The following is a 25,775-nucleotide window of genomic DNA, read 5'->3' as shown; positions in this document are numbered from 1 at the left end:
CGCGGCCAGGGCGGCGGAGATGTGCCGTCTCGACACTGAATCAACTCCTCGATGGGACACGGCCGTTCCGGTGCGGGGCGGGAACGCGGGCGCGCTCGCCGAGGGCGTGCCGCAGACACCGGCCAAGGCGTGGGGGGCGGCCGTGACGGGGGATGGGAGGCCACACTCGAACGCATTGGTCTGTACCAGCCAAGAGGGCGTGCGCGGCAGGAGTGAACTTCGGTCAACTTCCTTTTCTGACGGGAGTCAGGTGCTCGGGCGGCGGCACGCGAAGGGGTGCGGAGGACGTCCTCGACGCCCTCCGCACACCTCGTGGCGGGTCTCAGCCGATGCTCACCTCCGGCGCGTACAGGTCCAGCCACGTCGCGAGGTCGAGCGTCCGCTCCAGACCCCGCCGGGCCGCCTGCGTGCCCGCCGGGGACTCGCTGGCCGCGACGCGCCGCACCTTCTCGCGGTCGAGGAGGTCGAAGACCCGGTGGGACGGCTTGGCCAGCAGGTCCTTGACCTGGGCCTGGAGGGCGCGGCCGTAACCAGGGTCCTGGGTGGAGGGGTAGGGGCTCTTGACCCGGTCGTACACCGAGCGGGGCAGGACGTCGGCCGTGGCCTCGCGCAGAAGGCTCTTCTCCCGGCCGTCGAACGACTTCAGCGCCCAGGGTGTGTTGTAGACGTACTCCACCAGCCGGTGGTCGCAGAACGGCACCCGTACCTCCAGCCCGACCGCCATGCTCATCCGGTCCTTCCGGTCGAGCAGGATGCGCACGAACCGGGTGAGGTGGAGGTTGGACATCCTCCGCATGCGGAACTCGAAGTCGCTCTCGCCGTCCAGCCGTTCGACCCCGGCGGCGGCCGTACGGAATCCGTCCGCGACGTATTCCGGCAGATCCAGCGCGTCCACCAGGTCGGGCCGCAGTACGCCCGTGTCGTCCCCGAAGTGGCGGCCGAAGCTCACCAGCCAGGGGAAGGTGTCCGCGTGCCGCGCCTCCTCGTCGAAGAACTGGAGGTAGCCGCCGAACACCTCGTCCGCCGACTCGCCCGACAGGGCCACCGTGGACTGGTCCCGGACGGCGCGGAAGAGCAGCAGGAGGGAGGCGTCCATGTCACCGAACCCGGCGGGCAGGTCACGGGCGCGGATCACCTTCTCGCGGGCGGCGGGGTCGGCGAGGGACTCCACGTCCAGGACGATGTCCTGGTGGTCGGTCCCGGCCAGCCGGGCGACATCGTGGACGTAGGGGGTGTCCGGGGTCCCGCGCAGCTCGTCCGCGACGAAGTTGTCGGCCTGCCCGGCGAAGTCGACCGCGAAGCTGCGCACCTTCTCACCCCGCTCCGCGAGCTGCTCCGCCGCCAGAGCGGTCATGGCGGAGGAGTCCAGGCCGCCGGAGAGCAGAGTGCAGCGCGGCACGTCCGCGACGAGCTGACGGCGCACGATGTCGTCCAGCAGCGTGCGGACGGTGGCGATCGTCGTGTCCCGGTCGTCGGTGTGCGGACGGGTCTCAAGCCGCCAGTACACGCGGGTGCGCAGGCCGGAGCGGTCGACGGTGACGACGGTGCCCGGCTCGACCTCGCGCATTCCGTCCCACACCGCGTGGCCGGGCGTCTTGACCATGGTGAACAGCTCCCGCAGCCCGTCCAGCGTGACGCGGGGGCGCACCAGCGGGTTGGCCAGGATCGCCTTGGGCTCGGAGCCGAAGAGGACCCCGTCGGCGGTGGGGTGGTAGTAGAACGGCTTGATGCCCATCCGGTCACGGATCATCACCAGCTTGTCGTGCCGGCCGTCCCACACGGCGAACGCGTACATGCCGTTCAGCCGCTCGGCCACCGTGTCACCCCACTCCAGGTAGCCGCGCAGTACGGCCTCGGTGTCGGAGTCCGTGGTGAACCGGTGTCCCCGGTCGGTGAGTTCGCGGCGCAGCTCGGTGAAGTTGTACGCCTCTCCCGAATAGACGAGGGCGACGTTGCCCTGAGGCGTGCGCACCGACATCGGCTGGCGTCCGCCGGGCAGGTCGATGATGGCGAGCCGGCGGTGACCGAGCGCGGCGGGCCCCTCCACCCAGACACCCCGGTCGTCCGGGCCCCGGCAGGCCATCGTCTCGGTCATCGCATCCAATACGGAGTCCTCGGCCCCGAGATCACGGTCGAAGGACACCCAGCCGGTGATGCCGCACATGCGCTGCCTCCTGTTGCCGGCGTACCGGCGGCCCGCCGCTGAACTGCGGTCTCCCGCGAGTACCGGGCCCGGCCGCCAAACCAGTTGTATCGAGCACCTATGTGACGAGCCTCCGCCCGGCAGCGGCGCCGGTCAACGGCTCCGTGACCTCCACGACACGGAGGACCGCGGGTTTCGGCCGTACTTTGCCGAAGCGAAAACCGGCGTATGCCGGGTGAGCAGCGGGGCGGCGCAGGGAACCGGCCACAGGCAAAAACTTCGCAATCCCCGGGTGGGTTGCAGTGCCCTGCGCGGAGGCGTTACCTGGAAGCAACGGCGGTGGAGCGAGGGCCACGGGCCCCGGCACGGCCGCGCCCGGCGCGCGTCCGGCACCGGCCCGACCCGTCACCGTCACCCGGCACGAGACGCGGAGGTGACACAGGTGAAAGCCGTTGTCTACGAAAGGCCCTTCAGCGTCACGGTGGCAGAGGTCGACGATCCGCGGATCCAGCACCCCAACGACGTGATCGTCCGCATCACCTCGTCCGCGATCTGCGGCTCCGACCTGCACATGTACGAGGGGCGCACGGCGGCCGAGCCGGGCATCGTGTTCGGCCACGAGAACCTGGGCGTGATCGAGGAGGTCGGAGAGGGTGTGACCTCGCTGTCCGTGGGGGACCGTGTCGTGATGCCGTTCAACGTGGCGTGCGGGTTCTGCAAGAACTGCCTCGCCGGCGAGACCGGATTCTGCCTGACGGTGAACCCCGGCTTCGCGGGCGGCGCGTACGGCTACGTGTCCATGGGCCCCTACACGGGCGGCCAGGCGGAGCGGCTGCGGGTGCCCTTCGCCGACTTCAACTGCCTGAAGCTGCCCGAGGGCGACGAGAACGAGACCGACTACATCCTGCTGGCCGACATCTTCCCGACCGGCTACCACGGCTGCGAACTCGCCCAGGTCTCACCCGGCGAGACGGTCGCGGTGTACGGGGCCGGACCGGTGGGCCTGATGGCCGCGTACTCGGCGCTGCTGCGCGGCGCGTCCAAGGTGTTCGTGGTCGACCGGGTACCCGAACGCCTCGCCAAGGCCGGGGAGATCGGAGCCATCCCGATCGACTTCACCAAGGGCGGACCGGCCGAGCAGATCACGGCGCAGACGGGCGGCGAGGGCACCGACAAGGGCATCGACGCCGTCGGCTACCAGGCCCAGAAGGGCGACGAGAGCGGCCACGAGGAGCCCGCGATCGTCCTCAACCAACTGGTGGAGACGGTCCGTCCCACCGGCCGGCTCGGCGTACCCGGCCTGTACGTGCCCTCCGACCCCGGCGGACCGGACGAGCACGCCAGGCACGGCCAACTCCTGGTCTCCATCGGCAAGATGTTCGAGAAGGGCCAGAAGATGGGCACCGGCCAGTGCAACGTCAAGAAGTACAACCGGCAGTTGCGCGACCTGATCGCCTCCGGCCGCGCCCGGCCCAGCTTCGTGGTCTCCCACGAACTCCCGCTGGACGACGCCCCGCAGGCGTACGACAAGTTCGACAAGCGGATCGAGGGCTACACCAAGGTGGTACTGCACCCCGGCCACGGCCTCGCGGCGTGAACCGGGGCTCCGGCCCGCCGGTCAGGCGTGCTGGGCGGCGATCTTCCGTCCCGGCGCCGCGTGCTGGGCCGGAGCCTCCTTGTGCGAGGCGCGCAGCCGCTGGAGCCAGAGCGTCGCCGTGACCAGCAGCCCGGAGAAGAGTACGAGGAGGAGCAAGGAGACCCACATCTGGCGGCTGCCGGGATGCATCCAGCCCGTCCAGAGCGCGGCGGTGAGCCACAGGGCGACGCCGGTCGCGTAGAAGGTACGCACCCGGCGCAACTGCCGTACGGCTCGCAGGATTCGGTGATCTGTCTTCGCTGCCATGCGGCCCCGGTACCCCCGATCCCGCCTCGCACGACACCTCGGTCGCAGACTCTTGGCATCCGGCGACTCGGCCCTGGTCAGAGGCTCAGGACGACCAGTGCGGTGTCGTCCGTCATGCCCTCGGCGGGAAGCATTTCGGACAGGACGGCGTCGGCCAGCGCCTCGGTCGACCCGATGTCCCGGTTGCCCACCAAGGACTCGACGAGCCGGTTCAGCCCGGTGTCGATGTCCTGGTGCCGCCGCTCGATGAGACCGTCGGTGTACAGCACCAGGACGTCGCCCTCGCTGAAAGTGACGGTGGCCTCCGGACGGGAGCGCGGCTCGAAGGCGGCGTCCAGCGGCGGATCGGTCGCCCCGTCCAGCAGGACCGCGCCCCCGGCGCCGCGTACGAGCACGGGTGGCGGATGCCCGGCGCTGGAGTAGGTGATGACATGCCGGCCCCAGTCGACGAACGCGGTCACCACGCTCGTGGACTGGGCGCCTTCCAGGGAATGCGCGTAGCGGCCGAGGACCTCCAGGGCCCGGGCGGGGCCACCGGCGACCAGGGAGGTGGCGGACAGCGCACTGCGGAGCTGACCCATCACCCCGGCGGCCTCCAGGCCGTGGCCGACGACATCGCCGACCGCGACGGCGATCCGGTCCCCGTCGGCCAGCCTGACCAGGTCGTACCAGTCCCCGCAGACGTTGAGCGATCCGACGGCGGGCCGGTACCGGACGGCGACCCGGTGCCGGCCGACCGGGTCGGGGACCGGGAGCATGGCGCGCTGGAGGGCCAGGGCCACCTCGCGTTCGCGGGCGTGCGCCTTGCGGAGCCGCTCGTTGACCTGGTGCAGCTCCCGCATCCGGCTGTACAGCTCTGCCTCCAGGTTGAGCTCACCGCCCGAACGCCCGGTGACCCGCAGCAGTTCGGTGACCTCCTCCACCCGGTGGATCAGTACGGCGACGTGCCCGTCCGGCGCGAACACCGGTGCGTTGACCGGGCTCCAGTACCGTTCCTCCCAGCGGCCCGGCCGGCCGGCGGACTCCACGTCGTAGCGCTGCAGCGCCATGGTGTCGGGCTCGCGGTTCAGCAGCACCCGGCGCAGGGACGCCTCCAGGTTGCGCGCGCCGGAGGCGCCGTGGTCCGCCGGATTGCAGGGGAAGGCGTCGAAGACGTGCCGGCCGACCACCTGATCGCGGCCGCGGCCCGCCTGCGCGAGAAACGCGAGGTTGGCATCGACGAAGACCAGGTCGGTGCTGAGCAGCGCGACCGCGCCCGGCAGGGCCTGGAACACCGCCGCGTAGTCGATCGGCATCGCTCCAGAGTAGTCGGAATCGCCTTTACAGGGATTATCGGCACATATTGGGGGGTGTGTTCCGGGCCCGCCACGGGTAGCCGGTTGGCCGTACCGTCCGGTGACGCCCGGCCGCCGCCACCCGCCCCCGCGGCCGTCCGGACCGGAGAACGAGAGGACGTCATGGAGCACTACCGAATCGTCAACCCCGCCACCGGCGAGACCGAGCGGGAGTACCCGACCGCGACCGACGCCGAACTGCGCGAGGCGCTGAAGTCGGCCGACACCGCTCAGCGCGAGTGGGCCGCCCGGCCGGCCGCGGAGCGCGCCGCCGTACTGCACCGGGTGGCCGACCTCTACGAGGAGCGCAAGGACCAGCTCGCCGCGATCATCACCCGCGAGATGGGCAAGCCGGTCAAGCAGGGGCTCGGCGAGATCGGCATCGTCGTCTCGATCTACCGCTACTACGCCGACCACGGCGAGGAGTTCCTGAAGGAGGAGGAGCTGGACGTGGCCTCCGGCGGCCGCGCCGTCATCCGCAAGGAGGCCGTCGGCACCCTGCTCGGGATCATGCCGTGGAACTTCCCGTACTACCAGGTCGCCCGGTTCGCGGCGCCCAACCTGATGCTGGGCAACACCATCCTGCTCAAGCACGCCCCGCAGTGTCCGGAGTCCGCGCTGGAGATGGAGCGGATCTTCCAGGACGCCGGGCTGCCGAAGGGCGCGTACGTCAACATCTTCGCCACCAACGAGCAGATCGAGGACGTGATCGCCGACGACCGTGTCCAGGGCGTCTCCCTCACCGGCTCCGAGCGGGCGGGCGCGGCCGTGGCCGAGATCGCGGGCCGTAACCTGAAGAAGGTCGTGCTGGAGCTGGGCGGCTCCGACCCGTATCTGATCCTGGGCGTCTCCGACATGTCCCGCGTCGTGAAGAACACCCTGCAGGGCCGCATGCTCAACGCGGGCCAGGCGTGCAACGCCTCCAAGCGGATCATCGCGCTGGACGAGCACTACGACGACTTCGCCGAGCAGTACACCGAGGCGATCCGCCGCATCGTCCCCGGCGACCCCACCGATCCCGCCACCTACATGGGCCCGCTCTCCTCGGAGAAGGCCGTGCAGACCCTGGACGAGCAGGTCCAGGACGCCGTCTCCAAGGGTGCGACCGTGCTGGCCGGCGGCCGCCGCATGGACCGGCCGGGCGCCTGGTACGAGCCGACGGTGCTCGCTGGCATCACGCCCGACATGCGGGCCTACAAGGAGGAGCTGTTCGGCCCGGTCGCGCTGCTGTTCAAGGTGGGCTCCGAGGACGAGGCGGTGGAGTTCGCCAACAACTCGCCGTACGGGCTGAGCGCCTCGGTGCAGACCGACGACGACGAGCAGGCCGAGCGGGTGGCCCGGCGCCTCGCCGCCGGCATGGTCTTCCTCGGCGGACCGGCGGGCACCGCGGCCGAGCTGCCCTTCGGCGGGGTCAAGCGGTCCGGCTTCGGCCGCGAGCTGGGCCGCTTCGGCATGGAGGAGTTCGCCAACCACAAACTGGTCCGCGTCACCCACTGACCGGGCCGGGCGAACGGGCATGAAAGCCGGCCGAAGGGACACGTTCCCGGCATGCGCAGTCATGACCTGATCGTCATCGGAGCCGGGACGGGCAACGCCCTCGTCGACGACCGCTTCGCCCATCTGGACGTGGCCGTCGTCGCCGAGGGACCCTTCGGCGGCACCTGCCTCAACGCTGGCTGCATCCCCAGCAAGATGCTCGCCGCCACCGCCGACGTGGCCGACACCGTCCGCGACGCCCACCGCCACGACGTGGAAGCCGAGCTGCGCGCGGTGCGCTGGACCGAGGCCCGCGAGCGGGTGTTCGGCCGCCTGGACGCCGCCGCCGAGGAGGGCGAGGAGGGGCGGCGGGCCGCGGAGAACGTCACCGTCTACCGGGGCCGGGCCCGCTTCACCGGCGAGCGCCGGCTCAGCGTGGAGACCGCGAGCGGCCCGGTGGAGCTGCGCGCCGACCGGATCGTGGTCGCGGCGGGCGGCCGGCCCGTCGTACCCCCGGTGGTCGCCGACTCCGGGCTGCCGTACGAGACCTCCGACACGGTCATGCGGCTTCAGGAGCCGCCCGAGAGACTGGTCGTGCTCGGCGGCGGCTACATCGCGGCCGAGCTCGCCCACGTCTTCCACTCGGCGGGCAGCCACGTCACCGTGGTCGAGCAGCAGGACCGGCTGCTCGCCCAGCAGGACGAAGGGGTCTCCGAGGCGTTCACCGACACCGTGCGCGACCAGTGGGACCTTCGTCTGGGCCGCGAGCTGACCGGGGTCGCGGGTCGGCCCGGCGACCTGCGGCTCACCCTGGACGACGGCACCGAACTGCGCGCCAACACACTGCTGGTGGCCGTCGGGCGTCGTCCCAATGGGGACCGTCTCGGCCTGGCCGCCGCCGGTATCGACGCCGAGGACGGCCGGATCACCGTGGACGGACACCTGCGCACCAGCGCCGAGGGGGTGTGGGCGCTCGGCGACGTGTCCACGGCCGTACCGCTCAAGCACGTCGCCAACCGCGAGGCCGAGGTGGTCGCGCACAACCTCCTCCACCCCGGTGACCTCCGCACCATGAGCTACGACACGGTGCCCGCCGCCGTGTTCACCCGCCCGCAGATCGCCCAGGTCGGCCTCACCGAACAGCAGGCGCGCGAGCAGGGCCTCGACTACGTCACCGCCACGCACCGGTACGAGGACGTGGCCTATGGCTGGGCCCTGGAGGAGAACCGGGGGTTCTGCAAGGTGCTCGTCGACCGGCGCACCGGCCGACTGCTCGGCGCCCATCTGCTGGGCCCGCAGGCGGCCACTCTCGTCCAGCCGCTGGTCGTGGCCCAGACCTTCGGCATCACCGCGCGTGACCTCGCCAGGAAGCCGCTGTGGATCCACCCGGCCCTGACGGAGGTCGTGGAGAACGCCCTGCGGGGGCTGGACTCCACGGCCTCCTGAGAATCATCCGGACGAAAGACCCTGGGGCAGCCGGAGCGGGGGGCCGAAGCGGACGGGGACGCCCGGTGCGTGGAGCACACTGACGGGGTCCCCGGCCGGGGCGGAAAGCCCGGCCGCGGCTATGGCGGTTTCGTCGTACGAGGTGAGCTCGCAGCGGGTGAACGTCCACCGGGGATGGGTGTTCGGCAAGTAGTAGGTCCGGCCCCGGAGTTGGGCGTGCAGCCCCCACCGGCAGGTGAGGAACTCCTCCAGGGTGGTCGCCTCGTACGGCTCGGGGGAGACCTCGGCCCGGACGTGCGCGCCCGCTCCGGAACCGTCGCGCCGGAGGCTGTCGTAGGAGATCCCGGCGCCGCTCCGGTGGGTGCGGATGCGGGCCCAGCGGTACGGCAGTCCGAACGCCGCCTGTGCCGTCAGGACGGGCAGCAGGCGGTCGCAGTCCAGCGAGCGGAACACCACTCCGCGCCGCCCGAGGGAGTCCCTGCTGTACAGGCGGACGTTCACCTCGCCGAAGCTGCCCAGGTAGGGCAGAGCCGGTCCCCTCCCGAGGGCCAGCTGGTCCATGCGGAAGAAGACGAGGCCGACGTAGGTGCGGCCCAGGTGGAGGTCGGGGGCCGTGCCCGGGGGCAGCAGGCGCGCGACCTCGTCGGGATCGGCGGCCCAGTGCAGGAAGACCAGCTCACGCCACCACTGCCGGAAGAGAACACGCGACAGGGGGCGTGGGGGCAGAGGCGTGACGTCCTCCACGTGCTCGGACGTGCCCGCCGTCACGACGCACCCCGCTTCGCCCCGGCGGGGTCCACGACCCGCACGCCCGTACGCATGCCCTCCACGACGGCGTCGACGGCCTCCGCCACCGTGATGCCCGATGGCAGGGCCGGAGCGGTGCCGGTCACCGCGCGACCGGCGAACCCGGACTCGACGTGGGGCAGGCAGATCTCCAGCACCTCCACTCTCGAGCGCCGCAGCTCCCGGCGGGCCGCCGCCAGCCAGGTGGCCAGCGCGGCCTTCGCCGCCGCGTAGTCCGCCATGCCGGCCGGTGCCGTGCGGGCGACGGTGCCCGTGACGGCCGCGAGCAGACCGCCCGGGGACACGTGGGTCGAGGCGGAGCGCAGGATCGCCATGGGCGCGAGCGCGTTCACCGACATCACGTGCTCCGCGACCGCCTCCCCGATCTCACCGACCGGCCCGAACGCGGCCACCCCCACGCAGACGACGACGGCATCGAGCCCCCCGAGTTCCCGCGCCGCCCACGCCGCCGTGCCTTCGGCGCCGTCCAGATCCCAGGCGTCGAAGGTCCGCGAGGGGCCGGGCCCGCACCGCTCGCGCACCCCGGCCAGCCGGCCCGGATCCCGTCCCGCCAGCGCGGTCACCGCTCCGAGCCCGGCCAGCCGCTCCGCCAGCGCCGAGCCGATGTCACCGGTCGCCCCGGCGACGAGAATGCGTGCACCCCGGATCTCCACTTGGTTCCTCCCGCCTCATGTCCACGGAACACTTCGCTCGCCGGCGGCCGGGCGGATGCGGCGGTGCGGACTCGCGTGTCGCCGCCCGGCGAAGACCGGCTCGACCGTGGTCCGCCTGCCCGGCCGGCGGGAGCCGATCCCGCGGAGGACCCCGGTCACCCGCCTCGGCCCCCGCGCACGGCGACCACCGGGGCAGCCCGCCGCCCTCTTCCTGGAGCGTCCCGCCAGGGCCTGTCGTTCGGATCATGCCGGGCTCGCGGCCTGATCCGAACGAAAGACCCTAGGCGTTGCTCCACCCGGTCGTCCCGGAGTAGAGATCCAGCAGATCCACCACGAACACGAGGGTCGAACCCGCCGGGATCAAGGGCGAGGGCGACTGCTTGCCGTAGCCGAGCCGCGGCGGAACGATGATCTCGCGCCGGCCGCCGACCCTCATCCCCCGCACCCCCCGGTCCCACCCCTTGATGACCTTGCCGCTGCCGAGGGCGAACTTGTAAGGCTCCCCCCGGTCCCAGGAGGCGTCGAACTCCTTCCCGGACGCGAAGGTCACCCCGACGTAGTGGACCCGAACCACCATGCCCGGCCTGACCTCCGCCCCGTGCCCGACGACCAGGTCCCGCACGGTCAGCTCGGTAGGGGCGTCACCCTCCGGAACCGCGACCTCGGGCTTCGTCAGCTCGCTCATTCCCGCCTCATCACTCTCCGCCGAAGGCCGTCCGGGGCGGACGCCCCGCCTCTCTGAGGCAACGCTACCGACGCCGCAGCCCGCGAGCTCGACCGGCGCCGGTCAGGCCGCCACCGCGACACCGGCGCCGATGGCGATGAAGTCCTCCCGGGTGGCCGAGCCCCCGCCGCGGACGAACTGCGTCAGGCTGCCGAGGAAAAGCGACGCGCCCTCGGGGCCGGGGACGTTCGTCAGCGACCCCTGAGCGACAGGAGCGTCACCGCGCGCCCCGCGTGGCGAACCGGCAGACGCCTGACACCCGCCTTCACCGAGCCGTGAAGCCGCGGAGACCTACGCGAGCCGCTCCACGGTCCGCAACTCCGTGTCGTAGCTCCGCGCCGCCGCGAACATCCCCTCCCAGGGCTCGAACAGCTCGGCGGGCAGAAGCTCCGCGGGCCATGAGCCGGATCCGGACCGGCTCCGGCCGAGTGTGACGTGGGGCACCCAGCGATCCGGCTCGAACAGCGGATTCCCGCCGCCGGGCAGCAACGCCCACACCTCCCGCTGAAGCGCGGCCAGCCCGGCGCCGGCCACGACACGCCAAGCCAGCACCGAGGTCCGGCCCTCGAAGCGAAGGGTCCCCTCCAGCCGCAACGGCAGGGGCAGCGCCGTGAGCGCGCCCGCCAGCGCGGACCGCGCCCCCCACGGCACTTCGGACGCGGTCGTCACGGTGAGGTGCGGCCGATTCGTGGGGTGCCGGTGGCCGGCCAGACTCGGCATCCCCGCCTCCGCCAGCCGCCGCCAGACCCGCCGCACCCGCGCCTCGGTCGTCTCATCGGGCAACAACTCCACTGTGCGCACGCCACCAGCGTAGGACGGGGGCCGGACGAAACCAGCGGGCTCCGCACGCGCGCGGGCCCGATGCCCCGGTGCACGTCGGATTCCCCCGCCGCAGGCAGGCCGGAGCAACCATGCGAAGGTGAAGCATGACGACGGACCGATTCGAAGTGACGCGCCAGCTGGCGGCGTCCCCCGCCACGATCTTCGAGGTACTGCGATCTCCGCAGGGCCACGTGGCCATCGACAGCTCAGGCATGCTGCAGTCCGCGGAGGGCGACCGGGTGAGTGCGGTGGGGGACCGGTTCCTGGTCCACATGGACCGGGAGGCGCTCGGAGACCTTCCCATGGGCCGCTACGACGTGACCGTGATCATTACCCGCTACGAACCCGACACCCTCCTGGAATGGACGATTTCGGGCGCCATCCAGCCGCCCATCCGCCACCTGTACGGCTACCGGCTCACCCCCAACGAGTCGGGCACGCTCGTCACTTCGTACTACGACTGGAGCCAGATCGACGACACGTACCGGAAGTCGGGCATCTTCCCCGTCATCCCCGAAGCCGGCCTGCGTGCCACGCTCGGAATCCTCGCCCGCACGGTCGTGCCGGACCAGGGCATCTCGGTCGGCTGATGCCGGGCTCGCGGGGGCGGGGACCTCATGGGCACGGTGCGACGTCCGGCTCCGCCGAAGGTCACACCGTGCACGTGCGGGTACCCACTCCACCCCTTCCGCGACCGTCTGCGCGGACGCGCCGGGGCTTCACGAGGACGAGGCGGTCGGGCCGATCTGCCCGCGCCTCTTCCGCCGGACGAGGAAGACGGCGCCGAAGGCGGCCGCAGCCGCGCCGAAGGGGCCCCAGATCACCGGTGACGACAGCGAGGCGGCGGCGGTACCCATCGCCACGCAGGCACCCGTGGCAGGGAGTGTGCCGAGCGCCGTGGCGACGGCGAACGGAAGCACGGGCAAGCGGCTGGAGCCCGCCGCCACACTCACCGCCGCGAACGGCATACCCGGTGTGACGCGCATCCAGAGCATGCTGACGAAGGGCCGCCGTACGAGACGTGCGCGCAGGGCTTCGACGCGACGGCTGCGAGCGCTCAGCAGGTGCAGCGCGTCGCTCCCCAGCAGCCGGGCGGCGACGTACCCGAGCAGGGCTCCGGCCGTGTTTCCCACGACGGCGACGAACAGTCCGACCGGCAGACCGAAGAGAATGCCGGCGACAGCGCTCAGGGCGGGCTTGGGGATGAAGACGCACGTGCCCAGGGCGTACACGCCGATGAAGGCGAGGGCCGTCGGGCCGGCCCCGGTCGTCCTGGCACCCGGGCTGAGCAGGCCGTCCGGTGCTGTCGAGATCAGCATGAACGCGGCGCCCGCCATCCCCACGGCCAGAAGTCCCAGCCTCACGCCTGCCATGGCCCAGGTGGTCCGGACGGCTCCCTCCCGCGCCGCGTTCAGCCGCATCTCAGGAGCGGTCGAGGCGTGTGACGCCGGCGACGGTCCTCTGTCCCACTTCGACAGCGGCTTCGACACCCTCGGGGAGGTAGATGTCGACGCGCGAGCCGAAGCGGATCAGGCCGATGCGGTCACCCTGCCCGACCTTGGTCCCACGAGGGACGTACGGCACGATGCGGCGCGCGACGGTGCCCGCGATCTGGACCAGCTCGATGTCGCCGAGCTCGGTGTCGAAGTGCCACACGACGCGCTCGTTGTTCTCGCTCTCCTTGTCGAACGCCGGAACGAAGCCGCCCGGGATGTGCTCGACCGAGGTCACGGTGCCCGCCAGCGGCGCGCGGTTGACGTGGACGTTGAGCGGGCTCATGAAGATGGCGACCCGGGTGCGGCCGTCCTTCCACGGCATGACGCTCTGCACCACGCCGTCGGCGGGGGATATGACGCGGCCCTGAGCGATCTCGCGCTCGGGATCGCGGAAGAACCACAGCATGCCCGCGGCGAGAGCGGTGGCCGGCACCGCGAGCGCCCGGGCGCGCTTCGACCGGGGAGCGCGGACCAGGCTGGCGACCGCCGTGGCGACGGTCGGCGCTAGCCAGGGCGAGGATCCGCGGGCGAGGCGAGCGAAGGAAGAAAGGGGCACGCGTACTCCAGACAACGGTTTCAAAGGCGTCCTCCCATGCTGGCAGGCACCTTCGGCCCGGCAGTGCCACCGCAGGGTGAAAGCTCAGCAGTCGTGAAGGACGACCGACAGGCGCCAGGTCATCCTTCAAGCTGACCACGGCGTACATCAGAGGCGGTACGAGTTCCGGGCCGCGACACGGCGTTTCGAAACGATCAGTGCCAGTCCCCTGACGGCGGGGAGGCTGGTGCGGACCTCAGAGTGTGACACCCGCGTCACGCGCCCGGAGCGCGGCCCGGGCACGGCGCGACCAGGTGGCAGCTTCCTCGGATACCCGCTCTCCGGAAGCCTCCGACCTGCATGAACCGGTCAAAGATCAAGAAGTGCCCCGCCCCCGAGACGTGCTGCGTCCCACAACGGCGGTTTGCGATCGTCGGAGGGCGGCGCGACCATTTTTGTACGCCCGCAAGTCGGGTCGCCTGACACAGGGTCTGAGCAGCGGCCCGCAGGGTGACCGAGTCGACGGTCGCCGCCACGGGGCGCGCGGCAGAGCGGAAGGAGCCTGCCCATGCGGATGGTCGTGGACCTGAATCGATGTCAGGGATACGCGCAGTGCGTGTATCTGGCGCACGAGGTCTTCCGGTTGAACGGTCAGGAGGCGCTCACCTATGAGCCGAACCCTGACGACGAGCGGCGCCTGCAGGTCGAGCGCGCTGCCGCGGCTTGCCCGGTGCAGGCGATCGCGATCGACCGCCTGGACGGCGAGGACGGGGACGAGACGTCATGACCCTGCGGGCAACGGTCGCGGAAGTTGTGCGCGAGTTCCGGGCCAGCGGCCGGATCGTCATCGTGGGTGCCTCCCTGGCCGGGCTGCGGGCCGCGGAAGCTCTGCGCGAGGAGGGCTTCACCGGTTCTCTCACCATCATCGGGGACGAACCCTACGAGCCCTACGACCGTCCCCCGCTGTCCAAGCAGGTACTCAAGGGCTGGGTGCCGGCCGACCACACGAAGCTGCCCCGTATGCGGGAGGTGGACGCGGACTGGCGCCTAGGGGTGGCCGCCACCGGCCTGGACCGGACCACGAAGCAGGTGCGCCTGGCGAACGGAGAGCAGGTCCCCTACGACCGGTTGCTGATCGCCACGGGCACTCGCGCGCGGCAGTGGCCGAACCCCGCCGAGGCCGCTCTGCAGGGGGTCCACACGATTCGCTCGCGTGATGACGCCGAGCAGTTGCAGAAGGCGCTGGCCGAGCCGCCGTCGCGGGTACTGGTGATCGGCGCCGGGTTCATCGGCTCCGAGGTGGCGTCGGTCTGCCGCGAGCTCGACATCCCGGTGACCGTCGTCGAGCGGGGTTCGGCGCCGCTGGTCGGTGCGCTCGGCGGGGTGATCGGGCAGATCGCCGCGCAGATGCAGCGCGATCACGGTGTGGACCTGCGCTGCGGTCTGGGCGTGTCGGCGCTGGAGGGCGACTCCGGCGGACATGTGCGGCGTGCGCGTCTGTCGGACGGCTCCACCGTCGACGCCGACGTGGTGGTGGCCTCGCTGGGATCGATCCGCAACGTGGAATGGCTGGAGGGCTCCGGACTGGCGGCCGGTTTCTGGGGCGTCGGGTGCGACGCCGGCGGTCGTGCCTTCGACATCAACGGTGTGGTCACCGACAGCGTCTTCGTGGCAGGGGACGTGGCGCGCGCGCCGCACGTGCTGTACGAGTACCAGTTCCTCGCGATGGAACACTGGGACAACGCCGTTTTCGGCGCCGAGGCCGCGGCCCACAACATGGTGAACCTCGAACCCCACTATCGTCCGCATCTGCTGCTGCCCGGCTTCTGGTCCGGCCAGTTCGGCGTGAACATCAAGTCCGTCGGGGTGCCGCCTTTCGGCGACGAGATCGTCTTCACCCAGGGGTCCGTCGAGGAGCGCCACTTCGCAGCCGCCTACGGTCACCGGGGCCGTATCGTCGCCGCGGTCGCCTTCGATCACGGCAAGTGGCTGGACTACTACGGCAGGCTGATCGAACAGTCCGGCCCCTTCCCGCCTCCGCCTCCCGGCTGGGACCGGCCGCCCGTCACGAGTCCGATGCCGGCCGAGTTCCCGGATCCGAGGGTCCCGACGGCGATCCCCGACGTCGTTCTGACCGGTCATGCCCCGAGCGAGCGGACGGCTGCGTTCCGGCCGCCCCATCGCTGACCCGCCCGTCGGCCGTGCGGGTCAGCGGACAGCATCGACAGGAAGAAGGAGGGGAGCCTCGTGGTCGAGGAAAGCCCCTGGCAGCAGGCCCTGCGTTACGCCAACCGCGCCAATCCGTACCCCTTCTACGAGGAACTGCGCAAAACCCCGGTGGCGCGGCAACCGGACGGCACCTACGTCGTCAGCACCTATCGGGAGATCGTCACGCTGCTCCACGACCCCCGGGTCAGTTCGGACCCACGAAAGCGCCCGGTACCGGGCGCTGCCCGTACCGAGGACTCGGGAGAGTCGGCGGCTGAGCCGATCAGAGAGGCGCTGACCGAGCCGAGCATCATCACCTGCGATCCGCCCGAGCACGACCGTGACCGCCGGACGATGATGCCGCACTTCGCCGGCCCGCCGCACACCCCTCACCTGATCTCCGACCTGGAACCCGAGATCCGCCGCATCGTCGGCGGCCTCCTGGACGGCATGAGGGGCAAGACCCGGATCGACGCCGTCGACGACTTCGCCTACCCCCTGCCGGTGACAGTGATCTGCAAGGTCCTCGGCGTGCCGCTGGAGGACGAGCCGCGCTTCCACCACTGGATCGAAACGGCCCTGGACGCGCTGGACTTCGGCCCCGAGGCCGCCTCCGAGGAGATCCAGGGCCGGCTGGCCGGGGCCCGGCAGGCCGTCCAGGACTTCGGACAGTTCGCAGCGGAACTGCTCGACCGCTACGCCGACCGGCCGGGCCCCGGCATGCTCTCCGCCCTGGTCAACGAGGACGGCCGGGAAGGACGGATGTCCAAGGGCGCGCTCGCGAGCAACACACTGCTCCTGATCTTCGCGGGGCACGAGACCACGGTCAACCTCATAGCCCACAGCGTGCTCACCCTGCTGCGTCACCCCGACGCGCTGGAGACGCTGCGCCGCCGGCCCGAACTGATCGTGCCCGGCGTGGAGGAACTGCTGCGCTACGAGTCGTCGGTGCAGTTCTGGCACACCCGCTCCGCCCTGGAGGACATCGACATCGCCGGCACCACCATCCCGAAGGGGGCGCCGATCTTCCTGGCGTACGGTTCGGCGAACCGCGACCCGGAACGGTTCACCGACCCCGACGAACTCGACCTCGAACGCCGCGACAACCAGCACCTCGGATTCAGCCAGGGCATCCACTTCTGCTTCGGCGCCCCGCTCGCCCGACTCGAGGTCCAGGCCGCGGTCGGCGAGTTCGTCCGCCGGGTGGAGAACCCCCGGCTCGTCGAGGACCCGCCGCCGTACCGGCACAACCAGATCTTCCGGGGACCGCGGCACGTTCTGGTCGACATCGACGGCATCCGCGACTGACCCGGCGTGCGTGAAGGAACCCCATGCGTGCTTTCCGACTCGTCGGGTGGAGACGACCGCCCGAGCTGCGCGAGGTGCCGGTGCCCGAGCCCGGACCGGGTCAGGTCCTGCTGAAGGTCGGGGGCGCCGGCGCCTGCCACTCCGATCTGCACATCATGGAGGCACCCGGCCCACCAGCGGGAGTCACCACCGAACCGCCCTTCACCCTCGGCCACGAGAACGCCGGATGGGTGGAGACCCCGGGACCGGGCGTCACCGGGTTCGCACCCGGCGACCCCGTGATCGTCTACGGTTCCTGGGGCTGTGGCATCTGCGTCAACTGCCGCCAGGGCAAGGAGAACTACTGCCAGAACCTCGGCGGTCAGGGCCCGGGCCTGGGAGGTGGCCACGACGGCGGAATGGCCGAGTACCTGCTCGTCCCCGCGCCGCGGTACCTGATTCCGCTGGGCACCCTCGACCCCCGTCAGGCAGCCCCGCTCAGCGACGCCGGACTGACCAGCTATCACGCCGTCAAGAGGTCGCTGCACCTGCTGGGAGCGGGCTCGACCGCGGTCGTGATCGGGGCAGGCGGGCTCGGGCAGATGACCATCCAGATCCTGCGCGCGCTCACCACGGCGACCACCGTCGTCGCAGTGGACACCGACGACCGCAAGCTGGAGACCGCCAGGCACATGGGAGCCGACGAAGCGCTTCTCCCGGGCGACGAGGCGGTCACCCGCATCAAGGACCTGACGGGGCAGCAGGGCGCCGAGCTCGTGCTGGACATGGTCGGCAACGACCCGACTCTCCGGATGGCCGCTCAGGTGGCCAGGGTGCTCGGCCACCTGACCGTCGTCGGCCTCGGCGGAGGAGCCCTGCCCGTCAACTTCACGAGCCCGCCGCACGAGTGCTCCGTCGCTTCGCCCTACTGGGGCACTCTGCCCGAACTGATGGAAGTGATCACTCTGGCCCAGCAGAAAAAGATCACGATGCCGGTCGAGCACTTCCCCTTGGACCGCGCCGACGAGGCGTACCAGCTCCTGCACCGCGGCAGCATCCGAGGACGTGCCGTCATCACCCCCCACGCCTGAGTGCCGGCGTCAACGGGCGGAACGCCTGTGAACCGCCGGAGTCCTGGCGGACGAGACCGAGGACCGCTCCCGGTCGTCGCGACAGAGCCACGCCGTGTCACCACTGGATCGTCCCCGGGACCGACGGCGGCGCCTCCCGTGCCGTGACCGTCTCGCGTGCCGCCGCGCGGACGTCGGGGTGCGCGTGCCGGCGCAGGGTACGCAGCCGGCCGCGCCACGGCTCCGTCCACCGAGAGCGGCTGCCGCCGGAGACAGTGAGCCTGAAAGCCAACAGGCCCTGGGCCAGGCCCGGTTCCCCACCCAGCGTGCGGGCGGTCTCCAGCCACGCGTCCGGCGCGGGGCCGCTGATCGCGCTGAGCCGCGAGCTGAGCCCTTCGGCGATGTCCTGGGCGAGCAGCGGACGTCCTTCGCAGTCGGCCGCCAATCGCCGCAGGCCCGACGAGAGCGCGGTGGCGTCCTTGTTCAGTTCGAGGGCGTACAGCCGGAGTTCGGCGACCGAGTGCGCGAAGTCCTCGCGCCCGGCGACGGTGTCGGCGGCGCGCAGGAGCACGTCCGCCGTCGGCCGGCCTCCGCCCCGGTGACGATGGTGGAGCAGGAGGTGGTGCAGCAGGCTCGCGGCCCGCTGCCGGGCAGGCCGGTCGCGTTCGGGTTCGGCATCGGGCTGGTCCGGGTCTCCGGTGGCTTCCAGCATCGCCCGCAGGGCCCGAAGGTACGGGCCGTCGTCGTCCGCTGCGAGCTCCACCAGCTCCTGCCCGGCCATCGCCCACACCGCCCGGTCGGCAAGGTCCGTGGTGGCGGCCACCAGCATCTCGGCGATCTCCGGCTGCCACGGTGCCCATGCCGCCAGTGCTGGGAACAGCGCCGCAGCCGTTTCCGGTTCGAGCGGCTCGCAGGCGTGCTGCAGCAGCCCCGCGTACCTGGCCCGATGCTCCTCGTCCACCTCGGCCACGACCGCCCGTGCCAGCGCCTGGCGGAGCTCCGTGCGTCCCTGCGCGGCCGACTCCAGCACGGTCCAGCTGGCCGGCTCCGCCAGCATGCCCCGGGCGAACGCGACGCACACCGACTGCACGTCGTGGTGCTGCCCGGGCAGCTCGAACGCCTCCCGGAGCAGAGGCGCCGCCTGCGCCGGGGGCAGCATCGTCGCCGCCAGGCGCACCGCCTCCTTGCGGCTGGTGACCTTCACCGTCCGCGGGTCCTTCGGGGTGAGCAGCCCGCGGAGCTCCGTGGCGAGCCGCGACGGCGCGACGTACCGCGCGGCCCGCGTCGCCGCGTAGACCGCGACCCGGGCGAGGTCGCCGCCCGCGTGCTCCAGCAGCAGCGGCAGCACCTCGTCGGGGCGGTCGGTCCACGGCAGTGCGCCGAGGGCCGCCTCCGCCAGCGGGACGTTCGACGATCCCGTGCAGCGGCAGACGACTTCCAGGCCCGCCTCCGGGATCACCGCCGCCGCTGAGAGGGCATGGAGGCGCACATGCACCGGCTGCCCCGCGTCGCCCGCCGTGCGCGCGAGCAACTGTGCCGCCGCCCGCTGCTGGCGCGGCACCCAGCGGTGGGACCGGCAGGTGGGTGGCGTCCAGTGGCTGCGAACGGTCAGGAAGCGGCCGTACGGTGGGGTGTCGGCCAGCAGCGGGTCGAGCAGGTCCGTACGGCGTCCCGTCAGGACGCTCAGAACGGACGGCAGGACGGCGGCGGACGGCTCCAGCCCCACGATCCGCTCCACCCGCTCGTCGCGCCCCTTCGGCTGCTCCAGCCAGAGGTCGACGGCGGTGCGGACGGACGCGTCGTTTCCGAACTGGACGGCCTGCCAGAGGTACTCCTGGAGTTCGGCCATCTCCCACGCGCGCCGCCCGAGCGCCCGCACGAGTGCGAAGACGAGCGAGTAGTCGGCCTTGTCGGTGGCGGCCGCCAGCCACGGCCGCAGCGCCGCCAGCACCTCGTACTCCTGGCCGCGCCGCAGCACGGTGTCGAGTCGGCCGACGTGCGCGCCGCCTGTGTGGCCGGAGAGCCGGGTGAGGGTGTCGAGGGCCCAGCCGATGAGCTGCGTGCCACCGGTGACGGCGCGCTCGCGCAGCAGGGCCAGGGCGAGCGTGCTGAGCGCGTGACGGGTGCTCCAGGAGGAGTCACGGGCTTCGACGGCGTCGACGGAGATTCGTCCGAGGTCCTCGGCGGCGTCCTCCGCGAACAGCGACGGGGGCACCTCTGCCAGTGCGGAGAGGGCGGCGCTGCGGACCGGGTCCTGTTCATTGCGCAGCCGCAGCAGCGCACGCAGCAACCGGCTCACCTCCCGTGGGTCGCGGGAGCGTGCTGCGTTGCGGACGAGCAGCGGGTAGGCCGTGGCGCGGTCGTCGGCGGCGGAGCGGCGGACGGCGGTGAGAAGGTCGTCACGGACCTCGTCCGGAGGCAGGTAGGCGGCTGCTGTCAGTATGCGCGCCCAGTGCGCGCCTCTGCCGCGGGCCAGTGTCGCCATCCGCCGGGCCTCGGCAGTGCGCCGCTCGTACGGCAGTACGTCGAGCAGGGCGGGGCTGAGGTCCGCGTGGGTGAGGTCCCTGCCCTCCATCGCCGCGTCGAACAGGACGCCGCGGCGGGAGGGCGGCAGGCAGGCCAGCAGCCGGGCGAGAGCGGCTTCGTTGTCGTTCCAGGCGCGGGCGAGGTCGTTGAGTTCCGCCGGGGCGTGGCGGACGATTCGGCGCAGCACGGCGGGTGCGAGGCGGCCGCTGTTCAGCCGGGACCGCAGCCTCGGGCGCAGCAGCAGCCGCACCGTGCGGCCGGGATCCGCCTCTGCCAGGACGTGCAGCTTGCGCTCCACAGGCATCGGCAGCGTCTCGTGACGCTCGAGCACGGCCAGCACACCGAGTGGATCCCGGTCGGCGAGGAGCGCGAGCGCGTCCGCGTGGGACGCCAGCCAGCCGTCCCGTACGACGGAGGGAAGGGTGTCGAGCTGCCGCTCCATCTCGGCGAGCAGCAGAGTGGGATGGCGGGCGGCGAGCAGCCGGTAGGAGCTCAGTCCGCGGAACAGGCGGGGCAGCAGCCGGGCGGCGGTCTCCGCCGTGCAGGAGGCGAGCAGTTCCGCGGCGGCCTCGGCGCCCCATCGCCGGTACGTCGGCTCGACCAGGGCCTCGGCGAGGCCCGTACGCCCCGCCACGGCGATGGCGTGCACGAGCTGCTGCCGCACGGCTGCGGGGGCGTCCTCGATGGCCTCGATCACGGCGGCGTCCGTGAGCCGCCCCCGCAGCAGCGCCCTGATCGCGGGGGCGCGGACGAGACGGTCGGAGTCCGCGAGGCTGCCCTCCAGATACGAGTCGTGGCGCACCATGTCCGCCACGGTGGCGGCGAGCCGCCGTCCGTGGACGCCGTGGGCGGCGAGCCCGGTCACCAGCTCGTCGACCGCCCCCGTCGCCGCGGCGCGCCGGGCAGCGGAGGCCAGCTCACGCATGCGGTCGGGGTAGGAGAGCAGGTCGACGGCTGTGAGCAGGTGTTCGGCACGCTGGGACATGACGGCGATTCTGCCTGACGGATGGTGCCTGCGGATTTCGGCGGGGCGGGGGTCGTCGTGCGGCAGGGCGTCGGTCGAGGTGACGGACCCCGAGGGCTGAACCGGGGGGTGTGGTCCGTGGCTGGTCTGGAGGCACGGGTCAGGCTGGGCACGGTCGTGGGAGGAGATGGGAGTCGGCACGCAGACCGAGCCCGTCCGAGAGCGGTTTGCGCGAAGGGCGCCTGACGGGTGGGAACCCAGTTCAGGCGCCTTGCGCAGGTGTTCGGAAGAAGCCCAGCCTCTTCGGCGAGCACGACACCAGAAGATCTTCGTCTGCTGGTGGTACGGCGGCAGCGCATCGTTGACCAGGGCGAACAGGGCTCATTGAGACTCCGGCACGGTCCCCGGCCCGGCCATGGACCGGATCGTGCGGATGTGGTTCCTCGGGAGCGGGCCTCTGTTCGATGGCGTGGACGCCGAGGTTGCCGTGCCGGGGCCGGTGCCGCGACCGTCGCCGGTCAGCCGACCGCGGCGCCGGCGGGAGCCGGCAGGAAGTCCGGTACCCGGGTGCCGAGGCCCAGGGAGGCGGCCCGGCGGCGGACGAGGTCGGCGAGGGCGAGGTCCAGGGTGCCCAGGCCGAACGGGGAGAACACGGTGACGCGGTCCTCGGCGCGTCGGAAGGGCTTTCCCGCGTTCAGCACGGCACCGATCGAGGTGGTGATGAAGCCGCGGTTGCCGCAGAGCTGTTCGGCCAGGTGCAGGGAGGTCGACTCGCGGCACACATGGTCCGCGTCGTCGACCACGTTGACGGCGGTCAGGATGCTTCCCGGTGTCAGGTCGCGCAGGGACACGTGCAGGACCAGGGTGCCGGGCCGGCAGGCGTCGGTGGTCAGGTGCGGGGCGGCGGCGGTGGTCGCCAGGCAGACCAGCCGGTGGGCGGAGAGCGCCTCCTCCGCGCTGACGGCCACCTCGGTCTTCAGGTCCGGCCAGCGAGCCTGGCAACGGGCGGCGAAGGACTCAGCCCGGGTGCTGTCGAGGTCGAACACGGTGACCGCGTCGAGGCCGGGCAGGACGGCCCGGAGGTAGGCGAGGATCTCGAAGCCGATCACGCCGCAGCCGATCAGGGAGACACCGGTCTCGGCGACGGACGAGCCCAGCGTCGCCGCCGCGAGGGCGGCGCTCGCCGCGGTGCGCCGCGCCGAGATCACCGAGCCCTCCAGCAGGGCCTCCGGCTGCCCGGTGGCCATGGAGTTGAGGATCACCGCGGCGGAGGCGCGTTCCAGGCCCCGCGCGGTGTTGCCGGGGAAGGAGGCGATCCACTTGATGCCCGCCACCGGCTCCTCCTCCTCGCCGAGGTAGGCGGGCAGTCCGATGATCCGGTTGCGCGGGTCGTCCGGAAAACGGAGGAAGACCGAGTGCGGCAGGGCCGTACGGCCCCGGTCGTGCAGCAGGTACGCGCGGCGCACTGCTGCGACGACCTCGGCCTCGGCGTCGTCGAGGACTTGGTGGACGTCTCCGGCTCCAAGGATCAGCATGATGCCCCCTTCATCGCCAACTTCGTCTCCTTCCACAGGTGGGACACGTCGCCGAAGTGGCGGGCGACCCATTCGTCGTCGTAGATCGTGTCGAGGTAGCGCTCCCCGCGGTCGGGCAGGACGACCGCGCAGCGCGCGCCAGCCGGGATGCGGTCGGCCATCTGGCCGACCGCCGCCACCAGGGCCCCGGAGGAGCCGCCCGCGAGGATGCCCTCCCGGGCGGCGAGCCGCCGGCACCCGACCACGCAGTCGAGGTCCGTCAGATGGACGACCTCGTCGGCGAGCCCGTCCTTGTAGAGCGCCGGCCGTACGGCCGCGCCGTGGCCCGGGATCAGCCGGGGTGCCGGAACGCCGCCGAAGATGGCGCTCCCTCTGGCGTCCACCGCGACCACGGTCACCGGCAGCTGCCGGTCGCGCACGTACTCCGCGCAGCCGCGCAGGGTGCCGCAGGAACCCGTCGCGCAGAACAGGTAGTCGACCCCGCCCGGCACCGCCTCCAGGATCTCGCGCATCGTCCGCCGGTGCGCCTGGGGGTTGAGCGGGTTGGCGTACTGGTTGGGCCAGTAGGCGCCGGGGATGCGGGCGACCAGCGCCTTGATGCGGCCGATCCGGACGGGCAGGTACTCGCCCGTAGCCGGGTCGCACTCGCTCACCACCTCGACCTCCGCACCGAGGGCCCGCATGACGGCGATGTTCTGCCGGTTGGTGCGGGGGTCCACCACACAGATGAACCGGAGCCCGTAGTAGGCGCAGACCTGGGCCAGTCCGATGCCCAGGTTGCCGGAGCTCGATTCGACGACCACCGAGCGGCCGGGCACCAGGGTGCCGCCCCGGATCAGCCCGCGCAGCATCTCCAGGGCCGAGCGGTCCTTCATGCTGCCGCCCGGATTGAAGGCCTCCAGCTTGGCGTAGGTGGTGAAGTGCCGCCCCGGAGCGAGCTTGGCGAGTTCGACCAGCGGCGTGCCGCCGATCGTGCCGAGAACGCCGGCGGGCCCGTCGTCAGATTCCGGCATGGCGGCCTCGCCCCGTCGGATCGGGACGGGCCCCGAGCATCGTGCGGAACACGCTAGTTCCTCCTGTCAGCACTGGATCGAGGGGTGGTGCGGCGGCCGCCGCCCGGACGGGTGCGGTGCGGGCGTGAGCCGAGGCAGGGCCGGGGCCCGGAGGGTCACCGCGCCGGCGCGCCGGGCGTGGCGCGCACGGAGCGGGCGAGGGACGCGGTGCCTGCGATCAGCACCATCCAGCCCGCCAGGGCCAGCGCGGCGGTCCGCGCGCCGGCCGAGTCGAGCAGCAGACCGCCGAGCAGCGAGCCGACCGGCAGCGCCCCGTTGGACAGCGTGGTCATCGCCGCGAGTACCCGGCCGCGCAACCGGTCCGGGGTGATGCCCAGTTGGTAGCTGCCGAGCGCCACGTTCCACAGCGGTCCGACGAACCACATCGCGGCGTAGGCGGCGGCGAGCGTGAACGGGTCGCGGCTGAAGGCGATCACGGCCATCAGCACCGCCCACGCCCAGTTCGCCCCGATCACCAGGGCGCCCAGTGGGACCCGGCGGGCGAACCACGGCGCCGCCAGCGAGCCGAGGACACCCCCGCCCCCCGCGACGCCGACCATCAGGCCCACCCCCGCCGAGGACGCGCCGACGTCGGTGGCCAGCACGATGGTGACCAGAAACAGCGCCCGGAACATCAGGTTGCTCCCCGCCACCAGCAGGGTGGTGGTGCGCAGGAAGGGCTGTCGCCACAGCCACCCCAGGCCCTCGCGGACCTGCTCGCCCATGCTGCCGGCGTGGGCCGACCGCTCGGCCTCGAACTCCTGGCGGATGAAGAGCAGTCCGGTCAGCGAGACCAGGTAGCTCAGCGCGTCCGCCAGGAACGGGACGGCCCGGCCGAGACCGAACAGCACACCGCCGAGCGGTGTCCCGAGCATCACGGCGGCCCGCCCCCGTGCCTCATTGCGGGACAGGGCCAGCGAGAGCTGGCTCCTGGGTACCACGTTGGGGACGGCGGCGTGCGCGGCGAGCCCGTGGAACACGGTGAGCGCGCCCTCGATGAAGCTCACGGCCAGCACCAGCGGCAGGCCCAGGACGTCGAGGGCGGCGGCGACCGCGACGGCCGCCGCGCCGAGCGCGCGCAGCGCGTCGCACCAGATCATCAGCCGCCGGCGCGGCCAGCGGTCCACCAGGGCGCCGGCCGGCAACGGGAGGAGCAGCGCGGGCAGCAGCGCCACGAATCCGGCCAGGCCGGCGGCGAACGGTGAGCCGGTGATGGCCAGGACCAGCAGCGGGTAGGCGATCGTGGTGGCCGTCGACCCGAGCAGGGAGACCGCCGACCCGCCCCACAGCAGCAGGAAGTCGCGGTTGCGGTGCAGCGGCACCACCGGGCCGGCGGTGGCCGCGTCCGGCGGGTCCGGCGGCCGTGGCTCCGCCTGCTCCCTCGTGTCGGGGCTCGTCATCTGTCACACTCCAAGTCCGGCCCGGGCCGGACGCCAGGGCCTGATCCGGCGGATCGTGTCCGAGACGCGGGGTCCGGCACGCCCTCCTCCGCCTCGCAGCCGAACGCACCGGACCCCACTCACCCGGGCTGCAAGGCACCGCTGTTCTCTCCGACCTGGTCCGCCGGTCAGGCGCTAGCCGCGCGCAGCCCCCTCCATCTGCCGCCGCAGACTGAGCGGTCGCATGTCGGTCCAGACGGTGCCGATGTGGGCCAGGCACTCGCTCCGGCTGCCCTCGGTGCCCTCGGCGTGCCAGCCGGGCGGCAGCTCGCGGTCGGCGAGCCAGACGGAGTACTGCTCCTCGTCGTTGCGGACGACGCGGTAGGTGCGCTCGTCGGTGTCTTCCTCGGCCACG

General features: G+C 72.1%; 22 protein-coding genes. 8 read left to right on the top strand and 14 right to left on the bottom strand.

Annotated elements, in window-relative coordinates; translation table 11 throughout:
- Window positions 1-322: 322 nt before the first annotated feature.
- On the bottom strand, window positions 323-2,164 hold the full coding sequence (gene asnB / locus ACWCV3_RS19910; RefSeq protein ID WP_451225601.1) for an asparagine synthase (glutamine-hydrolyzing): 1,842 nt from the start codon (window positions 2,162-2,164) through the stop codon (window positions 323-325).
- 421 nt (window positions 2,165-2,585) lie between these two features.
- Here asnB and ACWCV3_RS19905 point away from each other — a divergent pair, with 421 nt between their 5' ends.
- Complete coding sequence (locus ACWCV3_RS19905) at window positions 2,586-3,740, top strand: glutathione-independent formaldehyde dehydrogenase (RefSeq protein WP_451225598.1); 1,155 nt, start codon at window positions 2,586-2,588, stop codon at window positions 3,738-3,740.
- 21 nt (window positions 3,741-3,761) lie between these two features.
- Here the strand turns inward: ACWCV3_RS19905 and ACWCV3_RS19900 are convergent, their stop codons facing one another.
- Entirely contained in the window at window positions 3,762-4,046 is a 285-nt protein-coding gene (locus ACWCV3_RS19900; protein ID WP_451225595.1) for a hypothetical protein, read from the bottom strand.
- Between the two features lie 77 nt (window positions 4,047-4,123).
- The gene (locus ACWCV3_RS19895) at window positions 4,124-5,341 is read right to left on the bottom strand and encodes a PP2C family protein-serine/threonine phosphatase (protein ID WP_451225592.1); all 1,218 of its coding nucleotides are present in this window, start codon (window positions 5,339-5,341) and stop codon (window positions 4,124-4,126) included.
- 162 nt (window positions 5,342-5,503) lie between these two features.
- Here ACWCV3_RS19895 and ACWCV3_RS19890 point away from each other — a divergent pair, with 162 nt between their 5' ends.
- Both ACWCV3_RS19890 and ACWCV3_RS19885 read left to right on the top strand, forming a co-directional pair.
- The gene (locus ACWCV3_RS19890) at window positions 5,504-6,877 is read left to right on the top strand and encodes an NAD-dependent succinate-semialdehyde dehydrogenase (protein WP_451225589.1); all 1,374 of its coding nucleotides are present in this window, start codon (window positions 5,504-5,506) and stop codon (window positions 6,875-6,877) included.
- 51 nt (window positions 6,878-6,928) lie between these two features.
- Window positions 6,929-8,302, top strand: coding sequence for a mycothione reductase (locus ACWCV3_RS19885; protein ID WP_451225586.1), 1,374 nt, complete (start codon window positions 6,929-6,931; stop codon window positions 8,300-8,302).
- A gap of 3 nt (window positions 8,303-8,305) precedes the next feature.
- Here the strand turns inward: ACWCV3_RS19885 and ACWCV3_RS19880 are convergent, their stop codons facing one another.
- The 4 genes from ACWCV3_RS19880 to ACWCV3_RS19865 form a co-directional block, all read right to left on the bottom strand.
- Window positions 8,306-9,070, bottom strand: a complete 765-nt coding sequence (locus ACWCV3_RS19880; protein ID WP_451225583.1) for a YqjF family protein — start codon at window positions 9,068-9,070, stop codon at window positions 8,306-8,308.
- The gene (locus tag ACWCV3_RS19875; RefSeq protein ID WP_451225580.1) at window positions 9,067-9,762 is read right to left on the bottom strand and encodes an SDR family NAD(P)-dependent oxidoreductase; all 696 of its coding nucleotides are present in this window, start codon (window positions 9,760-9,762) and stop codon (window positions 9,067-9,069) included. Before ACWCV3_RS19875 ends, ACWCV3_RS19880 begins: the two co-directional genes overlap by 4 nt.
- 280 nt (window positions 9,763-10,042) lie before the next feature.
- A complete protein-coding gene (locus ACWCV3_RS19870; protein ID WP_451225577.1) occupies window positions 10,043-10,447 on the bottom strand; it encodes an FKBP-type peptidyl-prolyl cis-trans isomerase in 405 nt (134 codons plus the stop codon).
- A 330-nt stretch (window positions 10,448-10,777) separates the two neighbouring features.
- Window positions 10,778-11,287: a 2'-5' RNA ligase family protein gene (locus ACWCV3_RS19865; protein ID WP_451225575.1), complete on the bottom strand. Its 510-nt coding sequence runs from the start codon at window positions 11,285-11,287 to the stop codon at window positions 10,778-10,780.
- 125 nt (window positions 11,288-11,412) lie between these two features.
- Between ACWCV3_RS19865 and ACWCV3_RS19860 the strand changes: the two genes are divergently transcribed.
- Complete coding sequence (locus tag ACWCV3_RS19860; RefSeq protein ID WP_451225572.1) at window positions 11,413-11,898, top strand: SRPBCC family protein; 486 nt, start codon at window positions 11,413-11,415, stop codon at window positions 11,896-11,898.
- Window positions 11,899-12,027: 129 nt separating this feature from the next.
- Here the strand turns inward: ACWCV3_RS19860 and ACWCV3_RS19855 are convergent, their stop codons facing one another.
- Together ACWCV3_RS19855 and ACWCV3_RS19850 are read right to left on the bottom strand one after the other, a co-directional pair.
- Window positions 12,028-12,681, bottom strand: coding sequence for a TVP38/TMEM64 family protein (locus ACWCV3_RS19855; RefSeq protein WP_451225569.1), 654 nt, complete (start codon window positions 12,679-12,681; stop codon window positions 12,028-12,030).
- Between the two features lie 49 nt (window positions 12,682-12,730).
- Entirely contained in the window at window positions 12,731-13,360 is a 630-nt protein-coding gene (locus ACWCV3_RS19850) for a phosphatidylserine decarboxylase (RefSeq protein WP_451225566.1), read from the bottom strand.
- A 547-nt stretch (window positions 13,361-13,907) separates the two neighbouring features.
- Here ACWCV3_RS19850 and ACWCV3_RS19845 point away from each other — a divergent pair.
- Genes ACWCV3_RS19845 through ACWCV3_RS19830 form a run of 4 tightly spaced genes read left to right on the top strand, consistent with a single transcriptional unit; the run spans window position 13,908 to window position 17,925 of the window.
- Window positions 13,908-14,126: a ferredoxin gene (locus tag ACWCV3_RS19845; protein ID WP_451225563.1), complete on the top strand. Its 219-nt coding sequence runs from the start codon at window positions 13,908-13,910 to the stop codon at window positions 14,124-14,126.
- Window positions 14,123-15,526, top strand: a complete 1,404-nt coding sequence (locus ACWCV3_RS19840) for an NAD(P)/FAD-dependent oxidoreductase (protein WP_451225560.1) — start codon at window positions 14,123-14,125, stop codon at window positions 15,524-15,526. Before ACWCV3_RS19845 ends, ACWCV3_RS19840 begins: the two co-directional genes overlap by 4 nt.
- A gap of 60 nt (window positions 15,527-15,586) precedes the next feature.
- Complete coding sequence (locus tag ACWCV3_RS19835) at window positions 15,587-16,855, top strand: cytochrome P450 (protein WP_451225557.1); 1,269 nt, start codon at window positions 15,587-15,589, stop codon at window positions 16,853-16,855.
- Window positions 16,856-16,878: 23 nt separating this feature from the next.
- Entirely contained in the window at window positions 16,879-17,925 is a 1,047-nt protein-coding gene (locus ACWCV3_RS19830) for an NAD(P)-dependent alcohol dehydrogenase (RefSeq protein WP_451225554.1), read from the top strand.
- Window positions 17,926-18,022: 97 nt separating this feature from the next.
- On the opposite strand, the gene ACWCV3_RS19825 is transcribed toward ACWCV3_RS19830, so the two are convergent.
- From ACWCV3_RS19825 to ACWCV3_RS19805, 5 genes are all read right to left on the bottom strand, one after another.
- Window positions 18,023-21,415 (bottom strand): hypothetical protein, encoded by a 3,393-nt coding sequence (locus ACWCV3_RS19825; protein WP_451225551.1) that lies wholly within the window; start codon window positions 21,413-21,415, stop codon window positions 18,023-18,025.
- A 497-nt stretch (window positions 21,416-21,912) separates the two neighbouring features.
- Window positions 21,913-22,929, bottom strand: coding sequence for a 2,3-diaminopropionate biosynthesis protein SbnB (gene sbnB, locus ACWCV3_RS19820; protein WP_451225548.1), 1,017 nt, complete (start codon window positions 22,927-22,929; stop codon window positions 21,913-21,915).
- A complete protein-coding gene (gene sbnA / locus ACWCV3_RS19815) occupies window positions 22,923-23,942 on the bottom strand; it encodes a 2,3-diaminopropionate biosynthesis protein SbnA (protein WP_451225545.1) in 1,020 nt (339 codons plus the stop codon). The genes sbnB and sbnA overlap by 7 nt, the downstream gene beginning before the upstream one ends.
- Before the next feature lie 155 nt (window positions 23,943-24,097).
- Window positions 24,098-25,381 carry an MFS transporter gene (locus ACWCV3_RS19810; protein WP_451225542.1) on the bottom strand — a complete coding sequence of 428 codons (1,284 nt, stop codon included), beginning with the start codon at window positions 25,379-25,381 and terminating at the stop codon, window positions 24,098-24,100.
- A gap of 174 nt (window positions 25,382-25,555) precedes the next feature.
- Complete coding sequence (locus tag ACWCV3_RS19805) at window positions 25,556-25,774, bottom strand: MbtH family protein (RefSeq protein ID WP_451225539.1); 219 nt, start codon at window positions 25,772-25,774, stop codon at window positions 25,556-25,558.
- Window position 25,775: the final 1 nt, after the last annotated feature.

This window comes from Streptomyces sp. NPDC001781 (assembly GCF_053596035.1).
The sequence above is the reverse complement of the archived record's forward strand: the minus strand, read 5'-3'. Positions and strand labels throughout refer to the sequence as shown.